Genomic DNA, 15708 nt, shown 5'->3' with positions numbered 1-15708 from the left:
GACTCAGTACAAAAAATGCGATGCTGGGACATAGTTTGTTTCTAAAATCGGGCAGATCATGGATCGTCTACAAGCAATGCGAGTGTTCGTCACCGTGGTGGACCTGGGCAGCCAGTCGGCGGCGGCCGAGCACCTGGACCTGTCGCGGCCGGTGGTATCGCGCTATCTGGCGGAGCTGGAAGATTGGGTCGGTGCCCGGCTGATGCACCGCACCACGCGCAAGCTGAGCCTGACGGCCGCAGGCACGGAGACCCTGCCCCGCTGCCGGCAGATGCTGGAGCTGTGCGGCGACATGCAAGCGGCCGTCAGCACGCCCGAAGACGCGCCACGGGGCATGCTGCGCATCAGCGCCAGCCCCTCGTTCGGCCAGTCGCAATTGGCGAGTGCGATGGCCGAATACGTCCAGCGCTACCCGGGCGTGAGCGTTGACCTGCAAATGCTCGATCGCACCGTCAACCTGGTGGACGAACGCATCGACCTGGCGATCCGCATGAGCAACGATCTCGATCCGAACCTGATCGCCCGGCGTCTCACGGTCTGCCGTTCGGTCATCTGCGCCTCCCCCCGCTACCTGCGCGAACATTCGACACCGCAACGGGTGGAAGACCTGAGCCAGCACAACTGCCTGACCCATTCCTACGTAGGCAAAAGCCTGTGGCATTTCGAGCAGGACGGCGAACAGCTGTCGGTGCCGGTACAGGGCAACATCAGCGCCAACGAAGCCAGCACCTTGCTCCAGGCAACGATAGCCGGCGCCGGTGTGGCGATGCTGCCCAGCTACCAGGTCGGCCCTCATATCCAGAACGGCGAACTGGTGCGCCTGCTGCCCCACGCCGAACCGCGCCGGATGAACATGTATGCGGTGTATGCCTCACGCAAGCACATGCCCTCGGCGTTGCGCAGCCTGCTGGATTTTCTGGTGCTCAGGTTTCCCGAAACACCGGCGTGGGATGTGGGGTTGTAGCTACCTCTGCGGGAACCTTTGTGGGAGCGAGCTTGCTCGCGATAGCGGTGTATCAGTCAATAAAAGGGTGGCTGACACTCAGCCATCGCGAGCAAGCTCGCTCCCACAAGGGATCTCTGTACAGCCTTAAGCCTTGCGCCAGGATTTCACCATTAGCCCGCCCCAAGGCATACTTGCCACCCTCCGCATTCCAGAACCCAAAGCCGCCCCATGCGTATCCACGTCAGTTTCATCGACCGCGTCGGCATCACCCAGGAAGTCCTGGCCTTGCTTGGTGGGCGCAATCTCAACCTGGATGCGGTGGAGATGGTCCCGCCCAACGTCTACATCGACGCCCCGACTCTCAGCCCACAGGTGCTGGATGAGTTGCGCGAGGCGCTGTTCAGCGTGCGCGGCGTGCAGGCGGTCACGGTGGTGGACATCCTGCCGGGCCAGCGCCGGCACTTGCAGCTCGATGCCTTGCTCGCCGCCATGACCGACCCGGTGCTCGCCCTGGACAGCGCCGGCAAGGTGTTGCTCGCCAACCCGGCGCTGATCGCCCTGTACGGTCGCGAACCGGCCGGTGAAAGCGTCGCGGAGCTGTTCGATGACGCGGCGCTGCTGGACGCGCTGTTGGAAAACGGTTTTCGCTTGCCGCTGCGGGAAATCACCGTCAACGGCCAGACGCTGCTCCTCGATGCCACGCCCATCACCGATGCCGGGGCGCTGCTGACGCTTTATCAGCCCAACCGTATCGGTGAACGCCTGTCGGCGCTGCACCACGATCACGCCGAAGGCTTCGACGCGCTGCTGGGCGAATCCCCGGCGATACGCACCCTCAAGGCCCGCGCCCAACGGGTCGCGGCCCTGGATGCACCGCTGCTGATCCAAGGCGAGACGGGCACCGGCAAGGAACTGGTGGCCCGCGCCTGCCACGCCATCAGTGCCCGACACAGCGCACCGTTCCTGGCCCTCAACTGTGCGGCACTGCCAGAAAACCTGGCCGAAAGTGAACTGTTCGGCTACGCCCCGGGCGCCTTCACTGGCGCGCAACGGGGCGGCAAGCCCGGGCTGATGGAGCTGGCGAACCAGGGCACGGTATTCCTCGATGAAATCGGCGAAATGTCGCCGTACTTGCAAGCCAAGCTGCTGCGTTTCCTGAACGATGGCAGCTTCCGCCGGGTCGGCGGCGACCGGGAAATCAAGGTCAACGTGCGGATTCTCAGCGCGACCCACCGTAACCTGGAGAAAATGGTCAACGAAGGCTCGTTCCGCGAAGACTTGTTCTATCGCTTGAACGTGCTCAATGTCGAAGTCCCGCCGCTGCGTGAACGCGGCCAGGACATCCTGCTGCTGGCGCGGTATTTCATGCAGCAGGCCTGCGCGCAGATCCAGCGCCCGGTCTGCCGCCTGGCCCCTGGCACTTACCCGGCCTTGCTGGGCAACCGCTGGCCGGGCAACGTGCGGCAATTGCAGAACGTGATCTTCCGCGCCGCCGCCATCTGCGAAAGCAGCCTCGTGGATATCGGCGACCTGGACATCGCCGGCACCTCCGTGGCGCGTCAGGGCGACGTCGAAGTCGAAAGCCTGGAGCAGGCGGTGGAAAGCTTCGAGAAGCATCTGCTCGAAAGCCTCTACGCCAATTACCCTTCTACTCGCCAGCTCGCCAGCCGACTGCAGACCTCCCATACCGCAATTGCCCATCGGTTGCGCAAGTACGGGATTTCCGGGAAGCCTTAGCTTTACTCGGCTACCTGTGGGAGCGAGCCTGCTCGCGAAAGCGGTATATCAGCCAACATCATTATTGACTGAAAAACTGCTTTCGCGAGCAGGCTCGCTCCCACATTGGTCTGAGGCGTATTTGAAAGTTAGTCAAAAACGACCTCCATCTGTACTGAAAGCGCTACAGCGGAACGATATCGCTACACCCCGCGCTGACCTGCTCTGCGCAAGGCTTTGATCCCGCAACGATTTTTTCCAGGCGCCTAGCTGTAGCGTTTTCGCTACAGCTTGTAATAGCGAGTGCGCTGGAAAACCATCCAATGCATTGATAAACAAAGACTTTTAAACATTGGCCACGTTCTTGCTAAAGGTTTAACCATTCGGCCGGGCCAAGCCCCGCGCCTTTCTTCGCGTCCACCAGACGAGTCTGGCCCCAGGAGTTTCCATGAGCGAGTTGCGTTTCACTGAAGATCACGAATGGCTGCGCGCCGAAACCGACGGCAGCGTCACCGTAGGCATTACCGCTTTCGCGCAGAACGCGTTGGGCGACGTGGTTTTTGTGCAACTGCCTGAATTGCAGGCCTACGCCAAAGGCGACGAGGCCTCCACCGTTGAGTCCGTCAAGGCCGCCAGCGGCGTGTACATGCCACTGGACGGTGAAGTGCTGGAAGTGAATGAAGCACTCGGCGACAGCCCGGAGCTGGTCAACGAAGATCCGATGGGCGAAGGCTGGTTCTTCCGTTTTAAACCGACCGACGCCGATGCAGTGGCTAAGCTGTTGGATCAAGACGCCTACGACCGCCTGATCAAAGCCAACGCCGAAGCCTGAGGAGCGCACCATGACCGTTAATCTCGGCACCGCCAACGAATTCATCGCCCGCCACATCGGCCCGCGTGCAGGCGACGAGCAAGCCATGCTCGAACGCCTGGGCTACGACTCCCTGGAAGCCCTGAGCGCCAGCGTGATCCCGGAAAGCATCAAAGGCACCAGCGTCCTGGACATGGGCGACGGCCAGAGCGAAGCCGATGCACTGGCCTCGATCAAGGCCATCGCCGGCAAGAACCAACTGTTCAAGACCTACATCGGCCAGGGCTACTACAACTGCCATACGCCGGCACCGATCCTGCGCAACCTGCTGGAAAATCCGGCCTGGTACACCGCCTACACCCCTTACCAGCCGGAAATCTCCCAGGGCCGTCTCGAAGCACTGCTGAACTTCCAGACCTTGATCAGCGACCTCACCGGCCTGCCGATCGCCAACGCCTCCCTGCTGGACGAAGCCACCGCCGCCGCCGAAGCCATGACCTTCTGCAAGCGCTTGAGCAAGAACAAGGGCAGCAATGCGTTCTTCGCCTCCGTGCACAGCCACCCGCAGACCCTCGACGTGCTGCGCACCCGTGCCGAGCCCCTGGGCATCGACGTGGTCGTGGGCGACGAGCGCGAACTGAGCGACGTCAGCAGCTTCTTCGGCGCACTCTTGCAGTACCCGGCCAGCAATGGCGACCTGTTCGACTACCGCGAGCTGACCGAACGCTTCCACGCCGCCAATGCCCTGGTGGCCGTGGCCGCCGACCTGCTGGCCCTGACCCTGCTGACCCCTCCGGGTGAGTTCGGTGCCGACGTTGCCATCGGCAGCGCCCAGCGCTTCGGCGTTCCCCTGGGTTTCGGCGGTCCGCACGCGGCCTTTTTCTCCACCAAGGATGCGTTCAAGCGCGACATGCCGGGCCGGCTGGTCGGCGTTTCCGTGGACCGTTTCGGCAAGCCGGCCCTGCGCCTGGCGATGCAGACCCGCGAGCAACACATCCGCCGCGAGAAAGCCACCAGCAACATCTGCACCGCCCAGGTTCTGCTCGCCAACATCGCCAGCATGTACGCTGTGTACCACGGTCCCAAGGGCCTGGTGCAAATTGCCAACCGCATCCATCACCTGACCGCGATCCTTGCCAAGGGTCTGGGCGCAATGGGTCTGAAGGTCGAGCAAGAAAGCTTCTTCGACACCCTGACGCTGCACACTGGCGCGCAAACCGCCGCGCTGCACGACAAGGCCCGCGCCCAGCGCATCAACCTGCGTGCAGTGGACGCCGAACGCCTGGGCCTGTCCCTGGACGAAACCACCAACCAGGCTGACATCGAAGCACTGTGGAGCCTGTTGGCCGACGGCAAGCCTGTGCCGGACTTCACCGCACTGGCCACCAGCATGCAAAGCCGCATCCCGGCCGAGCTGGTGCGCCAATCGGCGATCCTCAGCCACCCGGTGTTCAACCGCTACCACTCCGAAACCGAGCTGATGCGCTACCTGCGCAAGCTCGCCGACAAGGACCTGGCGCTGGATCGCACCATGATCCCGCTGGGTTCCTGCACCATGAAACTCAACGCCGCCAGCGAAATGATCCCGGTGACCTGGGCAGAGTTCGGCGCCCTGCACCCGTTCGCCCCGGCCGAGCAAAGCGCCGGCTATCAGCAACTGACCGACGAGCTCGAAGCCATGCTCTGCGCCGCCACCGGCTATGACGCGGTGTCGCTGCAACCCAACGCCGGTTCCCAGGGCGAATACGCCGGCCTGCTGGCGATCCGCGCCTATCACCAGAGCCGTGGCGAAGACCGTCGCGACATCTGCCTGATCCCGTCTTCGGCCCACGGCACCAACCCGGCCACCGCCAACATGGCCGGCATGCGCGTGGTCGTGACCGCCTGCGATGCCCGTGGCAACGTCGACATCGAAGACCTGCGGGCCAAGGCCATCGAGCACCGCGAGCACCTCGCCGCGCTGATGATCACCTACCCGTCCACCCACGGCGTGTTCGAGGAAGGCATCCGCGAGATTTGCGGCATCATTCATGACAACGGCGGCCAGGTGTACATCGACGGCGCCAACATGAACGCGATGGTCGGCCTCTGCGCCCCAGGCAAATTCGGCGGCGACGTCTCGCACCTGAACCTGCACAAGACCTTCTGCATTCCCCACGGCGGTGGCGGCCCGGGCGTCGGCCCGATTGGCGTCAAGTCGCACCTGGCGCCGTTCCTGCCGGGCCACGCCAACATGGAACGCAAGGAAGGCGCGGTGTGCGCGGCGCCGTTCGGCAGTGCGAGCATCCTGCCGATCACCTGGATGTACATCCGCATGATGGGCGGCGCGGGCCTCAAGCGCGCTTCGCAGCTGGCGATTCTCAACGCCAACTACATCGCCCGTCGCCTGGAAGAGCATTATCCGGTGCTCTACTCCGGCAGCAACGGCCTGGTGGCCCACGAATGCATCCTCGACCTGCGCCCGCTCAAGGACAGCAGCGGCATCAGTGTCGATGACGTGGCCAAGCGCCTGATCGACTTCGGTTTCCACGCCCCGACCATGTCGTTCCCGGTGGCCGGCACGTTGATGATCGAGCCGACCGAAAGCGAATCCAAGGAAGAGCTGGACCGCTTCTGCGACGCCATGATCTGCATCCGCGAAGAAATCCGCGCGGTGGAAAACGGCAGCCTGGACAAAGACGACAACCCGCTGAAGAACGCCCCGCACACCGCGGCGGAACTCGTCGGCGACTGGACTCACCCCTACAGCCGCGAGCAGGCGGTGTACCCGGTGGCGTCGTTGATCGAAGGCAAATACTGGCCGCCCGTAGGCCGGGTCGACAACGTGTTCGGCGACCGCAACCTGGTCTGCGCCTGCCCGTCGATCGAAAGCTACGCTTGAGGTAAGTGGAGGGCGGTCCATCCGCCCTCCGAATCTTCCCCTGTGGGAGCGAGCCTGCTCGCGAAGGCGATATGTCAGCCAATCAGATGTCAACTGACACGCCGCCTTCGCGAGCAGGCTCGCTCCCACAGGGAATCTGTTTTCAAATCTTGTAAACCGTCGAACCCATAAAAAGAAACCGGAGAAACACCATGTCGTTAAGCGTGTTCGACCTGTTCAAGATCGGCATCGGTCCTTCCAGCTCCCACACGGTCGGTCCGATGCGTGCCGCGGCCCGTTTCGTCGAAGGGTTGCGTCGTGATGAGTTGCTCAATACCACTGCCAGCGTCAAAGTCGAGCTGTACGGCTCGCTCGGTGCCACCGGCAAGGGCCACGGCAGTGACAAGGCCGTGCTGCTGGGACTGGAAGGCGAGCACCCGGACACCGTGGACACCGAAACAGTGACCGCCCGGCTCCAGGAGATCCGCAGCAGCGGTCGCCTGAACCTGCTCGGCGAACACACCATCGAATTCAATGAAAAACTGCACCTGGCGATGATCCGCAAACCGTTGGCCTACCACCCCAACGGCATGATCTTCCGCGCCTTCGACGCCGCCGGCCTGCAAGTGCGCAGCCGCGAGTACTACTCGGTGGGCGGCGGCTTCGTCGTGGATGAAGACGCCGCCGGCGCCGACCGTATCGTCGAAGATGCCACGCCCCTGACCTTCCCGTTCAAGAGCGCAAAAGATCTGCTGGCCCACTGCAGCACCTACGGTCTGTCCATCAGCCAGGTCATGCTGACCAACGAAAGCGCCTGGCGCCCCGAAGCCGAGACCCGCGCCGGCCTGCTGAAGATCTGGCAGGTCATGCAGGATTGTGTGGCGGCGGGCTGTCGCAACGAGGGGATCTTGCCGGGCGGCCTCAAGGTCAAGCGCCGGGCTGCGGCGTTGTATCGCCAGTTGTGCAAGAACCCTGAAGCGGCCTTGCGCGATCCGCTGTCCGTGCTGGACTGGGTCAACCTGTATGCCTTGGCCGTCAACGAAGAAAACGCCTTCGGCGGCCGTGTCGTCACCGCGCCCACCAACGGTGCGGCGGGCATCATTCCGGCCGTGCTCCACTACTACATGCGCTTCATTCCCGGGGCCAACGAAGATGGCGTGGTGCGATTCCTGCTGACCGCCGCCGCCATCGGCATCCTCTATAAGGAAAACGCCTCCATCTCCGGTGCTGAAGTCGGCTGCCAGGGTGAAGTTGGCGTGGCCTGCTCCATGGCCGCCGGTGCGCTTTGCGAAGTGCTGGGCGGTACCGTGCAACAAGTGGAAAACGCCGCCGAAATCGGCATGGAACACAACCTCGGGCTCACCTGCGACCCCATCGGTGGCCTCGTCCAGGTGCCCTGCATCGAACGCAATGCCATGGGCTCGGTAAAGGCCATCAATGCGGTGCGCATGGCCATGCGCGGCGATGGTCATCACTTCGTCTCCCTCGACAAAGTCATCCGCACCATGCGCCAGACCGGCGCCGACATGAAAAGCAAATACAAGGAGACCGCCCGCGGCGGTCTGGCGGTCAACATCATCGAATGCTGATGCGTGCCCCTTTCATTTTCCAGGAGCTGATATGTCCACCGAACAACTGTTGAAAACCCCGCTGCACGCGCTGCACCTCGAACTCGGCGCCCGCATGGTGCCATTCGCCGGCTACGACATGCCGGTGCAATACCCCTTGGGCGTGATGAAAGAACACCAGCACACCCGGGTTCAGGCCGGGCTGTTCGATGTGTCCCACATGGGCCAGATCCGCCTGACCGGCGCGGGTGCGGCCAAGGCACTGGAGACGCTGGTGCCGGTGGACATCATCGACTTGCCCGTGGGCATGCAGCGCTACGCCATGTTCACCAACGACAACGGCGGCATCCTCGACGATTTGATGGTCGCCAACCTGGGCAATGATGAGCTGTTTTTGGTGGTCAACGCGGCGTGCAAGGATCAGGACCTGGCCCACCTGCAAGCGAACATCGGCGGTCAGTGCAGCATCGAGCCGCTGTTCGAAGCCCGCGCCCTGCTCGCGCTGCAAGGCCCAGCGGCCGTGACCGTGCTCGCGCGTCTGGCGCCGGAAGTGGCGAAGATGACCTTCATGCAATTCCAGCGCGTCACTCTGCTGGGCGTGGATTGCTTTGTCAGCCGTTCGGGCTACACCGGTGAAGACGGTTTCGAGATTTCCGTGCCAGCCGCCGATGCGGAGAAACTCGCCCGCGCCCTGCTGGCCGAACCGGAAGTCGCCGCCATCGGCCTTGGCGCCCGTGATTCCCTGCGCCTGGAAGCGGGCCTGTGCCTCTACGGCCACGATATGAACACCGAAACCACACCCATTGAAGCCAGCCTGCTGTGGGCGATTTCCAAGGTCCGCCGCGCCGATGGCGCGCGCGCCGGGGGCTTCCCCGGAGCGGAAACTGTTTTTGCCCAGCAACAGCAAGGCGTGAAGCGCAAACGTGTCGGCCTGCTGCCCCAAGAACGCACACCGGTGCGTGAAGGCGCGGAGATCGTCAACGAAGCCGGCGAGATCATCGGCACGGTTTGCAGCGGCGGGTTCGGGCCGACATTGGGCGGTCCATTGGCGATGGGTTATCTGGACAGCGCCTTCGTCGCCTTGGACACGCCGGTCTGGGCCATTGTGCGTGGGAAAAAAGTGCCTTTGCTTGTAAGCAAAATGCCATTCGTTCCGCAGCGCTACTACCGTGGTTGATTGGTTGTTTCTATAAGTAACGCGGTTTCGTTATACGTGCACTAATGTGTAACGCAACCGCCATAAAAAGGTGCATGTAGTGATATTCAACCGGGCTTATAACGCTACGGAACTATCGGACTAGCCTTTTGAATAAGCCCCCTCCCGCAAAACATCTAAAACGCCAGCAAGCTGAGCAAATCCGGGGCCTTCAGGGGGGTTGTTTTTTCCTTGGAAGTTGGCGTAGAGTTTCGTCACTGTGTTTGCATGGGTCGCTTGGATCGTGACCTGGGCAGTAGCCTAAGAAGTTAGCTACAACCCGTTCGACGTCATCTTACTTTCCTGCAACCCAGCCCCAGTACTCTTTCGTCTGGAAAGAGGCTGTCATTAATTTAGCGTCAAGGAAATAAGAAAATGGCTGAACGTCAGAGCGGTACCGTCAAGTGGTTCAACGACGAAAAAGGTTTTGGTTTCATCACTCCTGAAAGCGGTCCGGATCTGTTCGTGCACTTCCGCGCCATCCAGGGCAACGGCTTCAAGAGCCTGAAAGAAGGCCAGAAAGTCACTTTCGTTGCCGTGCAAGGCCAGAAAGGCATGCAGGCTGACGAGGTTCAAGCCGAAGGCTAAGCTTTCGCAAACTAAAAAGCCCCTGATTGATATCAGGGGCTTTTTTATGGGCGTAAATCCGTAAAATGGCTTCTTTTTGGTTCGAGGCCGTCATGTCCAAACACGTGCTCACCCCACAGGGTGACTTCCCTCCCGCCGGCCTGGGTCGTCGCCTGGCCGCGATGTTCTATGATTTTTTGCTGTGCACGGCGCTGCTGATCGTCACCGGTGGCGTGTACAAGATGATCCAGATGATGATCATCGGCGAAGAAAAGATGCGTGCCCTTACCGACGCCGGCGCGCTGGATGGCGATCCGCTGCTGTCCACGGTGTTGCTGTTCGTGCTGTTCGGCTTCTTCGCCAAGTTCTGGACCCACAACGGCCAGACCCTGGGCATGCAGGTCTGGTGCATCCGCGTGCAGAACACCGATGGCACCGCCATTAGCTTGTGGCAGGCGTTGTTGCGATTCGTGGTGTCGATTGCGTCATTGCTGCTGGTGGGGCTGGGCTTCATCTGGGCGCTTTTCGACAAGCGCAAGCGGGGCTGGCATGACATCTATTCGGATACGCAGTTGGTGCGGATTCCCAAGAAGACCAAGTAGGAACTCACTACAACCCCGTGGCGAGGGAGCTTGCTCCCGCTCGGCTGCGCAGCAGTCGTAATCCAGCCAATGCGGTATGACTGAATAACCCCGCAGTGTCTCGTTTGGGGCTGCTTCGCAGCCCAGCGGGAGCAAGCTCCCTCGCCACAAAAAGCCCGGCAGGCCTCAAATCTGTTCAGCGTCAGGCATTACCCGCCAACTTCATTCGCGCCGCCTGGGTGAAGTCCAGCATGCGCTTGAGCGGGCGAATCGCCTGGGGGATCAATGCCGGGTCGACGAATATTTCGTTGCTGCCTTCCTTGAGCGCCTGAAGCGTGCGCTCCAGCGTGTTCATCGCCATCCATGGGCAGTGCGCGCAACTGCGGCATGCCGCGCCGTTGCCGGCGGTAGGGGCTTCGATGAAGACCTTGTCCGGGCACAGCTGCTGCATTTTGTAGAAAATGCCGCGGTCGGTGGCGACGATCAGCGTCTTGTTCGGCAAAGTCTGGGCGGCGGCAATCAACTGGCTGGTGGAACCCACGGCATCCGCCAGTTCGATCACCGACGTCGGTGACTCCGGGTGCACCAGGATGGCGGCGTCCGGGTACAGCGCCTTCATATCTTCCAACTGCTTGGACTTGAACTCTTCGTGGACGATGCAGGCGCCGTCCCAGAGCAACATGTCGGCGCCGGTCTTGCGCTGGATGTAAGTGCCCAAGTGCTTGTCCGGACCCCAGATGATCGTCTCGCCGTTGTCCATCAGGCTCTCGACGATTTCCAGGGCACAGCTGGACGTCACCACCCAGTCCGCACGGGCCTTCACGGCCGCCGAAGTGTTGGCATACACCACCACGGTGCGCTCCGGATGCTGGTCGCAGAACGCCGAGAATTCATCCACCGGGCAACCCAGATCGAGGGAGCAAGTGGCTTCCAGAGTCGGCATCAGCACGCGTTTTTCTGGGTTGAGGATCTTGGCGGTCTCGCCCATGAATTTGACCCCGGCCACCACCACGGTCTTGGCCGGATGGGCGTTGCCAAAGCGGGCCATTTCCAGGGAGTCGGAGACACAGCCCCCAGTCTCCTCGGCCAGGGCCTGAATAACCGGGTCACAGTAGAAATGCGCAACCAGCACCGCGTCCTGAGCCTTGAGCTCGGCGGCAATGGCGGCGCGGTACCAGGCCTCTTGCTCGGCGGACAGCGGCTTGGGCTGCTTGGCATCGAGGTGAGCCTGGACCAGAAGGCGTTCGGAAATCTGCGTCATGTTCGCAAGACCTATAGGCGCGTTTAGCGCGAAAGTCGAGTATACACCCGGCTCCGGACCACTCGGGTACCGCTGGGAAAGTGAGTGTCATCAGGCACGGGACAGCGTGAAGCCGGCAAGGCTACAGAATATCCCGCCGTTGCAAAAGATCATTCTGACCTGTGCCCCGGCAGACGACTTTGCGCCTGCGCCTGTGGTTCTGAGCGTGACGTATTTAATTATTCAATTCCCCCAGCCAGTTTTCAGTTTGCCGAGCCCAACGCGGCCGGGCCTAAATGGCGCTTTCTTCCCCGCCAAGGCCTTGTCATGGAAAACGTTCAAGCCTCAAGTACCCGCGTATTCTGGCTGATGACCAGCATCGTATGCGTGGCGCTGAATCTGCGCCCTTCGATGGCGGCGGTCGGGCCTTTGCTATCCGCCATTCGGGGCGAAGTGCCCCTGACGTTCAGCATGGCATCGTTGCTGACGATGTTGCCGGTCATGGCCATGGGCTTGGCAATGTTCCTGGGCCTGCGAGTCGCCCTGCGCATTGGCGAACACCGCACCATCGTCCTGTCGCTGGTAGTCATCGGCCTTGCCACGGTCTCGCGCCTGTACCTGGATAGCGCCGAAGCGCTGATCATCAGCGCCGTTTTGGCCGGCATCGGCATCGCCCTGATCCAGGCGGTGCTGCCAGCCCTGATCAAGTCGCGGCTTGGCGATAACGTCTCGTTGTTCATGGGGCTGTACGTCACGTCGATCATGGGTGGCGCGGCCATCGCGGCGTCATTTTCCCCGTTCGTCCTGGCGCAGACGGGCAGCTGGCGCATCGGCCTGGCGATCTGGGCATTGCTGGTGCTGGTCGCGCTGGGCTGCTGGCACGCTCAACGCTCGGTCGTCATGCCATTACCCAGAGCACCGGGACGACAACAGGGCTCGTTCTTTGCCAACCGCCGGGCTTGGCTGCTGGCCCTGTTCTTCGGCCTGGGCACCGCGTCCTATACGTGCGTACTGGCCTGGCTGGCGCCGTATTACCTGGAAAAAGGCTGGAGCGAACAGCAGGCCGGCCTGGTCTTGGGGTTCCTCACAGCGATGGAAGTGTTGTCCGGCCTGGTCACCCCGGCAATCGCCAACCGCAGCCAAGACAAACGCCCGATACTGACGGTACTGCTGACATTGATCATGGCTGGCTTCTGCGGCTTGATCCTCAGCCCGGATCGCTTCAGCCTGCTGTGGCCATGCTTGCTGGGGCTCGGTATCGGCGGTCTGTTCCCGATGAGCCTGATCGTCTCCCTCGACCACCTGGACGACCCGCGCCGGGCCGGCGCGTTGACGGCATTCGTGCAAGGCATCGGTTACCTGATCGCCGGCCTGTCGCCATTGATTGCCGGAGTGATCCGTGACCAATCGGGCAGTTTCGAATGGGCGTGGTGGTCGCTTGCGGTGGTGATGGGGCTGATGATCCTGATGGTGTTGCGCTTCAACCCCAGGCAATACGCGCGGCATATTGGCTAGTCGTCGCTGTCCTAGCAAAACATCTACCCTGCCGAAAGATAAACGGCCAAGGCTCCTGTATAAAGGAGGCCTTCGTGGGAACAGGATGTTACGCAAGGATGGCGCCGAGATTAGCTGATGCTCATTAGTAACCTGCTTCGAAAGCTGGATATGCAAGACCTGATGGTGTTCGTCGCCGTGTTCGAACAGCGCAGCGTCACCCTGGTTTCCGAAGCCCTGTGTGTCAGCCAGTCGACCGTCAGCTATTGTCTGAAAAAACTGCGCACCAGCTTCGAAGACGAACTGTTCACCGTGACACGCGCAGGCATGAGCCCCACTCGGAAGGCCATCGTCATGTATGGCCAGGTGCTGGGGGTGCTCAACACGATCAACCAATGCCACTCCGGCATCCAGCCATTCGATCCACGTCAGGAAGAGATCACATTCAACCTCTGCGCGCCGGAATACTTCGAACTCCTGATCCTTCCGAAGCTGGTCAAGCGCTTCATCGGCAACCGTGTTCCGGTGGTGATCAACACCACGAAGTTCCGGCGCGATATTCCGGTCGACGCGCTGAGGGACGATCGCTTCGATCTTGCAGTGGGTTTCGGCCCGCATTTCCATGGCGATGCCAAGGGTCTGCAATCACGGGTACTGCTGACGGATGAGCTGGTGTGCGTGGTGGATAAACATTTCCCCGGCCCTGGGCAAGCGTTCAGCCTCGACGCATTTGTCGCGGGGCAGCATGTATTTCCGACCCCTTGGACATCCGACACCAACATGATCGATGGCTGGCTCGCTCGCCAGGGCTCCAGGCGACAGATCGTCGCGCGCGCCAATAGCTACGTGACAGCCTTGGCCCTGGTCACTGGAACCGACTATATCCTGACCCTGCCCAAACGCATCCAGGCATTGCTTTGCGACGACCAACGATTCGGCGAGCGCCAGCCGCCACCAGGGCTGCCGGGCTTTACGCTTGAGATGATGTGGAGCGAAAAAGCGAGCCAGGACAACCGGAACACCTGGTTGCGCCAGCAGGTCATGGACGTTTGCGCCGAGGTCGGCCAGCGCTGACCACGGCATCGATCCGACTTTTTCGCGGGCAAAAAAAAATCCGGAAATCCTCACTTTCGTGGGCCTTCCAGACTTTTAAAACTACAGAAAATGGTGGGTCGTGTGGGATTCGAACCTACGACCAATTGGTTAAAAGCCAACTGCTCTACCAACTGAGCTAACGACCCTCTGTGTGGTGGCGCGTATAATACTGATTTTTAAGGACTATTCAACACCTAATTTCAAAAAAATCAAAAATAAGGTGTTGGATCGCTCACACCCGCCGCAGCGAAGCCTTCGGCACGCAGCCGGCAGCTGTCGCACTTGCCGCAAGCGCGCCCTTGATCGTCGGCCTGATAGCACGAAACGGTAAGCCCATAGTCGACGCCAAGGCTCACGCCCGCCTTGACGATTTCGGCCTTGCTGAGGTTTTGCAGCGGCGCCAGGATGCGGAAACCCTGTCCCTCTACACCGGCCTTCGTCGCCAGGTTGGCCATGCGCTCGAACGCCTCGACGAACTCCGGTCGACAATCCGGATAACCGGAATAGTCCACCGCATTGACGCCGATGAAAATATCCCGCGCCTCCAGCACCTCGGCCCAGCCCAGCGCGAGGGACAGAAACACGGTGTTGCGCGCCGGCACGTACGTCACCGGGATACCTTCGCTCGGCGCTTCGGGAACGTCGATGGCGCTGTCGGTCAGGGCCGAACCGCCAATGCCGTTGAGGTTCAGGCCGATGACTTTGTGCTCGACCACGCCCAGATCCCGGGCGACCCGTTCAGCGGCCTGCAATTCTGCACGGTGGCGCTGGCCGTAATCGAAACTCATGGTGTAGCAGCGATAACCTTCGGCACGAGCCATGGCCACGACGGTTGCCGAGTCCAGGCCGCCCGACAGCAGGATGACCGCGCGTTTTTCAGCAGTGGTTGAATGTTCAGTCATGTCAGCGCCCCGGCTCGTCGTTCCAAAGATATTTATGCAACTGCAATTGCAGGCGCACCGGCAAATTGTCCGCCACCACCCAATCCGCCAGATCCCGCGCATTGAGGTCGTGATGACTTGGCGAAAACAACACCTCGCCGGCTCGCTGGTCGAGTCCATGCTGGATCAGCTTGGACACCGCCCAGTCATAGTCTTCCCGGGAGCAGATGACAAACTTGACCTGGTCGTTGCGGGTCAACAGTTCAATGTTCTCGTAGCGGTTGCGATGGGCTTCCTTGGAACCAGGCGTCTTGAGGTCCACGACGCGACTGACGCGGGGATCGACCGCCGAGATATCCAGCGCACCGCTTGTTTCCAGGGAGACCTCATAGCCGGCGTCGCACAGCTGCTTGAGCAAAGGGATGGCATTGGGCTGCGCCAATGGCTCGCCCCCAGTGACGCAAACATAGCGCGGACGGAAGCCGGCCACTTGTTCGAGAAGATCGTCGAGGGTTCGCATTGTGCCGCCGCTGAAGGCATAGGCGCTGTCGCAGTACTGGCAACGCAACGGGCAGCCGGTGAGGCGCACAAAAACAGTGGGCAGCCCGGCCGTTCGCGTTTCACCCTGCAAAGAGTAAAAAACTTCGGTAATTCTCAATGTGTCTTGCATAGTCGCCACGGGCGTAACAGCTAAACAGGCTGTCCGCCTCCGTCAGGCACTTCGAGGAACCCCGCCAACGCGTAGATCCCAGGA

General features: G+C 61.4%; 13 protein-coding genes and 1 tRNA gene. 10 read left to right on the top strand and 4 right to left on the bottom strand.

What is annotated here, in order from left to right; all coding sequences use genetic code 11:
* Positions 1-58 precede the first annotated feature (58 nt).
* The 8 genes from J3P76_RS06055 to J3P76_RS06020 all read left to right on the top strand — a co-directional run bounded on the left by J3P76_RS06055 (position 59) and on the right by J3P76_RS06020 (position 10265).
* Positions 59-964 carry a LysR family transcriptional regulator gene (locus J3P76_RS06055; protein ID WP_434701672.1) on the top strand — a complete coding sequence of 302 codons (906 nt, stop codon included), beginning with the start codon at positions 59-61 and terminating at the stop codon, positions 962-964.
* Positions 965-1174: 210 nt separating this feature from the next.
* Positions 1175-2683 carry a sigma-54-dependent transcriptional regulator gene (locus J3P76_RS06050; RefSeq protein ID WP_420765243.1) on the top strand — a complete coding sequence of 503 codons (1509 nt, stop codon included), beginning with the start codon at positions 1175-1177 and terminating at the stop codon, positions 2681-2683.
* Between the two features lie 427 nt (positions 2684-3110).
* Positions 3111-3494, top strand: coding sequence for a glycine cleavage system protein GcvH (gene gcvH / locus J3P76_RS06045; RefSeq protein WP_420765244.1), 384 nt, complete (start codon positions 3111-3113; stop codon positions 3492-3494).
* A gap of 10 nt (positions 3495-3504) precedes the next feature.
* Entirely contained in the window at positions 3505-6354 is a 2850-nt protein-coding gene (gene gcvP, locus J3P76_RS06040; protein WP_434648724.1) for an aminomethyl-transferring glycine dehydrogenase, read from the top strand.
* A gap of 191 nt (positions 6355-6545) precedes the next feature.
* Entirely contained in the window at positions 6546-7922 is a 1377-nt protein-coding gene (locus J3P76_RS06035; protein ID WP_434701671.1) for an L-serine ammonia-lyase, read from the top strand.
* Positions 7923-7953: 31 nt separating this feature from the next.
* Positions 7954-9078, top strand: a complete 1125-nt coding sequence (gene gcvT / locus J3P76_RS06030) for a glycine cleavage system aminomethyltransferase GcvT (protein ID WP_434701670.1) — start codon at positions 7954-7956, stop codon at positions 9076-9078.
* A 393-nt stretch (positions 9079-9471) separates the two neighbouring features.
* Entirely contained in the window at positions 9472-9684 is a 213-nt protein-coding gene (locus J3P76_RS06025) for a cold-shock protein (protein WP_003365337.1), read from the top strand.
* Positions 9685-9776: 92 nt separating this feature from the next.
* Positions 9777-10265: an RDD family protein gene (locus J3P76_RS06020; protein ID WP_434701669.1), complete on the top strand. Its 489-nt coding sequence runs from the start codon at positions 9777-9779 to the stop codon at positions 10263-10265.
* A 181-nt stretch (positions 10266-10446) separates the two neighbouring features.
* On the opposite strand, the gene nadA is transcribed toward J3P76_RS06020, so the two are convergent.
* Positions 10447-11505 carry a quinolinate synthase NadA gene (nadA, locus tag J3P76_RS06015; protein ID WP_434607436.1) on the bottom strand — a complete coding sequence of 353 codons (1059 nt, stop codon included), beginning with the start codon at positions 11503-11505 and terminating at the stop codon, positions 10447-10449.
* A gap of 306 nt (positions 11506-11811) precedes the next feature.
* Between nadA and J3P76_RS06010 the strand changes: the two genes are divergently transcribed.
* Positions 11812-12999, top strand: a complete 1188-nt coding sequence (locus J3P76_RS06010; RefSeq protein ID WP_434560323.1) for a cyanate transporter — start codon at positions 11812-11814, stop codon at positions 12997-12999.
* 117 nt (positions 13000-13116) lie between these two features.
* Complete coding sequence (locus J3P76_RS06005) at positions 13117-14052, top strand: LysR family transcriptional regulator (RefSeq protein WP_434701668.1); 936 nt, start codon at positions 13117-13119, stop codon at positions 14050-14052.
* A gap of 91 nt (positions 14053-14143) precedes the next feature.
* On the opposite strand, the gene J3P76_RS06000 is transcribed toward J3P76_RS06005, so the two are convergent.
* From J3P76_RS06000 to queE, 3 genes are all read right to left on the bottom strand, one after another.
* Positions 14144-14219 (bottom strand) — tRNA-Lys (locus J3P76_RS06000).
* Between the two features lie 63 nt (positions 14220-14282).
* A complete protein-coding gene (gene queC, locus J3P76_RS05995) occupies positions 14283-14975 on the bottom strand; it encodes a 7-cyano-7-deazaguanine synthase QueC (RefSeq protein WP_420765252.1) in 693 nt (230 codons plus the stop codon).
* Between the two features lies 1 nt (position 14976).
* Positions 14977-15624, bottom strand: coding sequence for a 7-carboxy-7-deazaguanine synthase QueE (queE, locus tag J3P76_RS05990; protein WP_420765253.1), 648 nt, complete (start codon positions 15622-15624; stop codon positions 14977-14979).
* Positions 15625-15708 lie beyond the last annotated feature (84 nt).

This window comes from Pseudomonas sp. D1-36 (assembly GCF_051132205.1).
Taxonomy (GTDB): domain Bacteria; phylum Pseudomonadota; class Gammaproteobacteria; order Pseudomonadales; family Pseudomonadaceae; genus Aquipseudomonas.
The sequence above is the reverse complement of the archived record's forward strand: the minus strand, read 5'-3'. Positions and strand labels throughout refer to the sequence as shown.

Bases quoted from the DNA above. Each gene is read 5' to 3' on its own strand.
- gcvP (WP_434648724.1), top strand. From the start codon at position 3,505: ATGACCGTTAATCTCGGCACCGCCAACGAATTCATCGCCCGCCACATC.
- J3P76_RS06010 (WP_434560323.1), top strand. From the start codon at position 11,812: ATGGAAAACGTTCAAGCCTCAAGTACCCGCGTATTCTGGCTGATGACC.
- J3P76_RS06055 (WP_434701672.1), top strand. From the start codon at position 59: ATGGATCGTCTACAAGCAATGCGAGTGTTCGTCACCGTGGTGGACCTG.
- J3P76_RS06025 (WP_003365337.1), top strand. From the start codon at position 9,472: ATGGCTGAACGTCAGAGCGGTACCGTCAAGTGGTTCAACGACGAAAAA.
- J3P76_RS06020 (WP_434701669.1), top strand. From the start codon at position 9,777: ATGTCCAAACACGTGCTCACCCCACAGGGTGACTTCCCTCCCGCCGGC.
- gcvH (WP_420765244.1), top strand. From the start codon at position 3,111: ATGAGCGAGTTGCGTTTCACTGAAGATCACGAATGGCTGCGCGCCGAA.
- queE (WP_420765253.1), bottom strand. From the start codon at position 15,624: ATGCAAGACACATTGAGAATTACCGAAGTTTTTTACTCTTTGCAGGGT.
- nadA (WP_434607436.1), bottom strand. From the start codon at position 11,505: ATGACGCAGATTTCCGAACGCCTTCTGGTCCAGGCTCACCTCGATGCC.
- J3P76_RS06050 (WP_420765243.1), top strand. From the start codon at position 1,175: ATGCGTATCCACGTCAGTTTCATCGACCGCGTCGGCATCACCCAGGAA.
- queC (WP_420765252.1), bottom strand. From the start codon at position 14,975: ATGACTGAACATTCAACCACTGCTGAAAAACGCGCGGTCATCCTGCTG.
- J3P76_RS06005 (WP_434701668.1), top strand. From the start codon at position 13,117: ATGCTCATTAGTAACCTGCTTCGAAAGCTGGATATGCAAGACCTGATG.
- gcvT (WP_434701670.1), top strand. From the start codon at position 7,954: ATGTCCACCGAACAACTGTTGAAAACCCCGCTGCACGCGCTGCACCTC.
- J3P76_RS06035 (WP_434701671.1), top strand. From the start codon at position 6,546: ATGTCGTTAAGCGTGTTCGACCTGTTCAAGATCGGCATCGGTCCTTCC.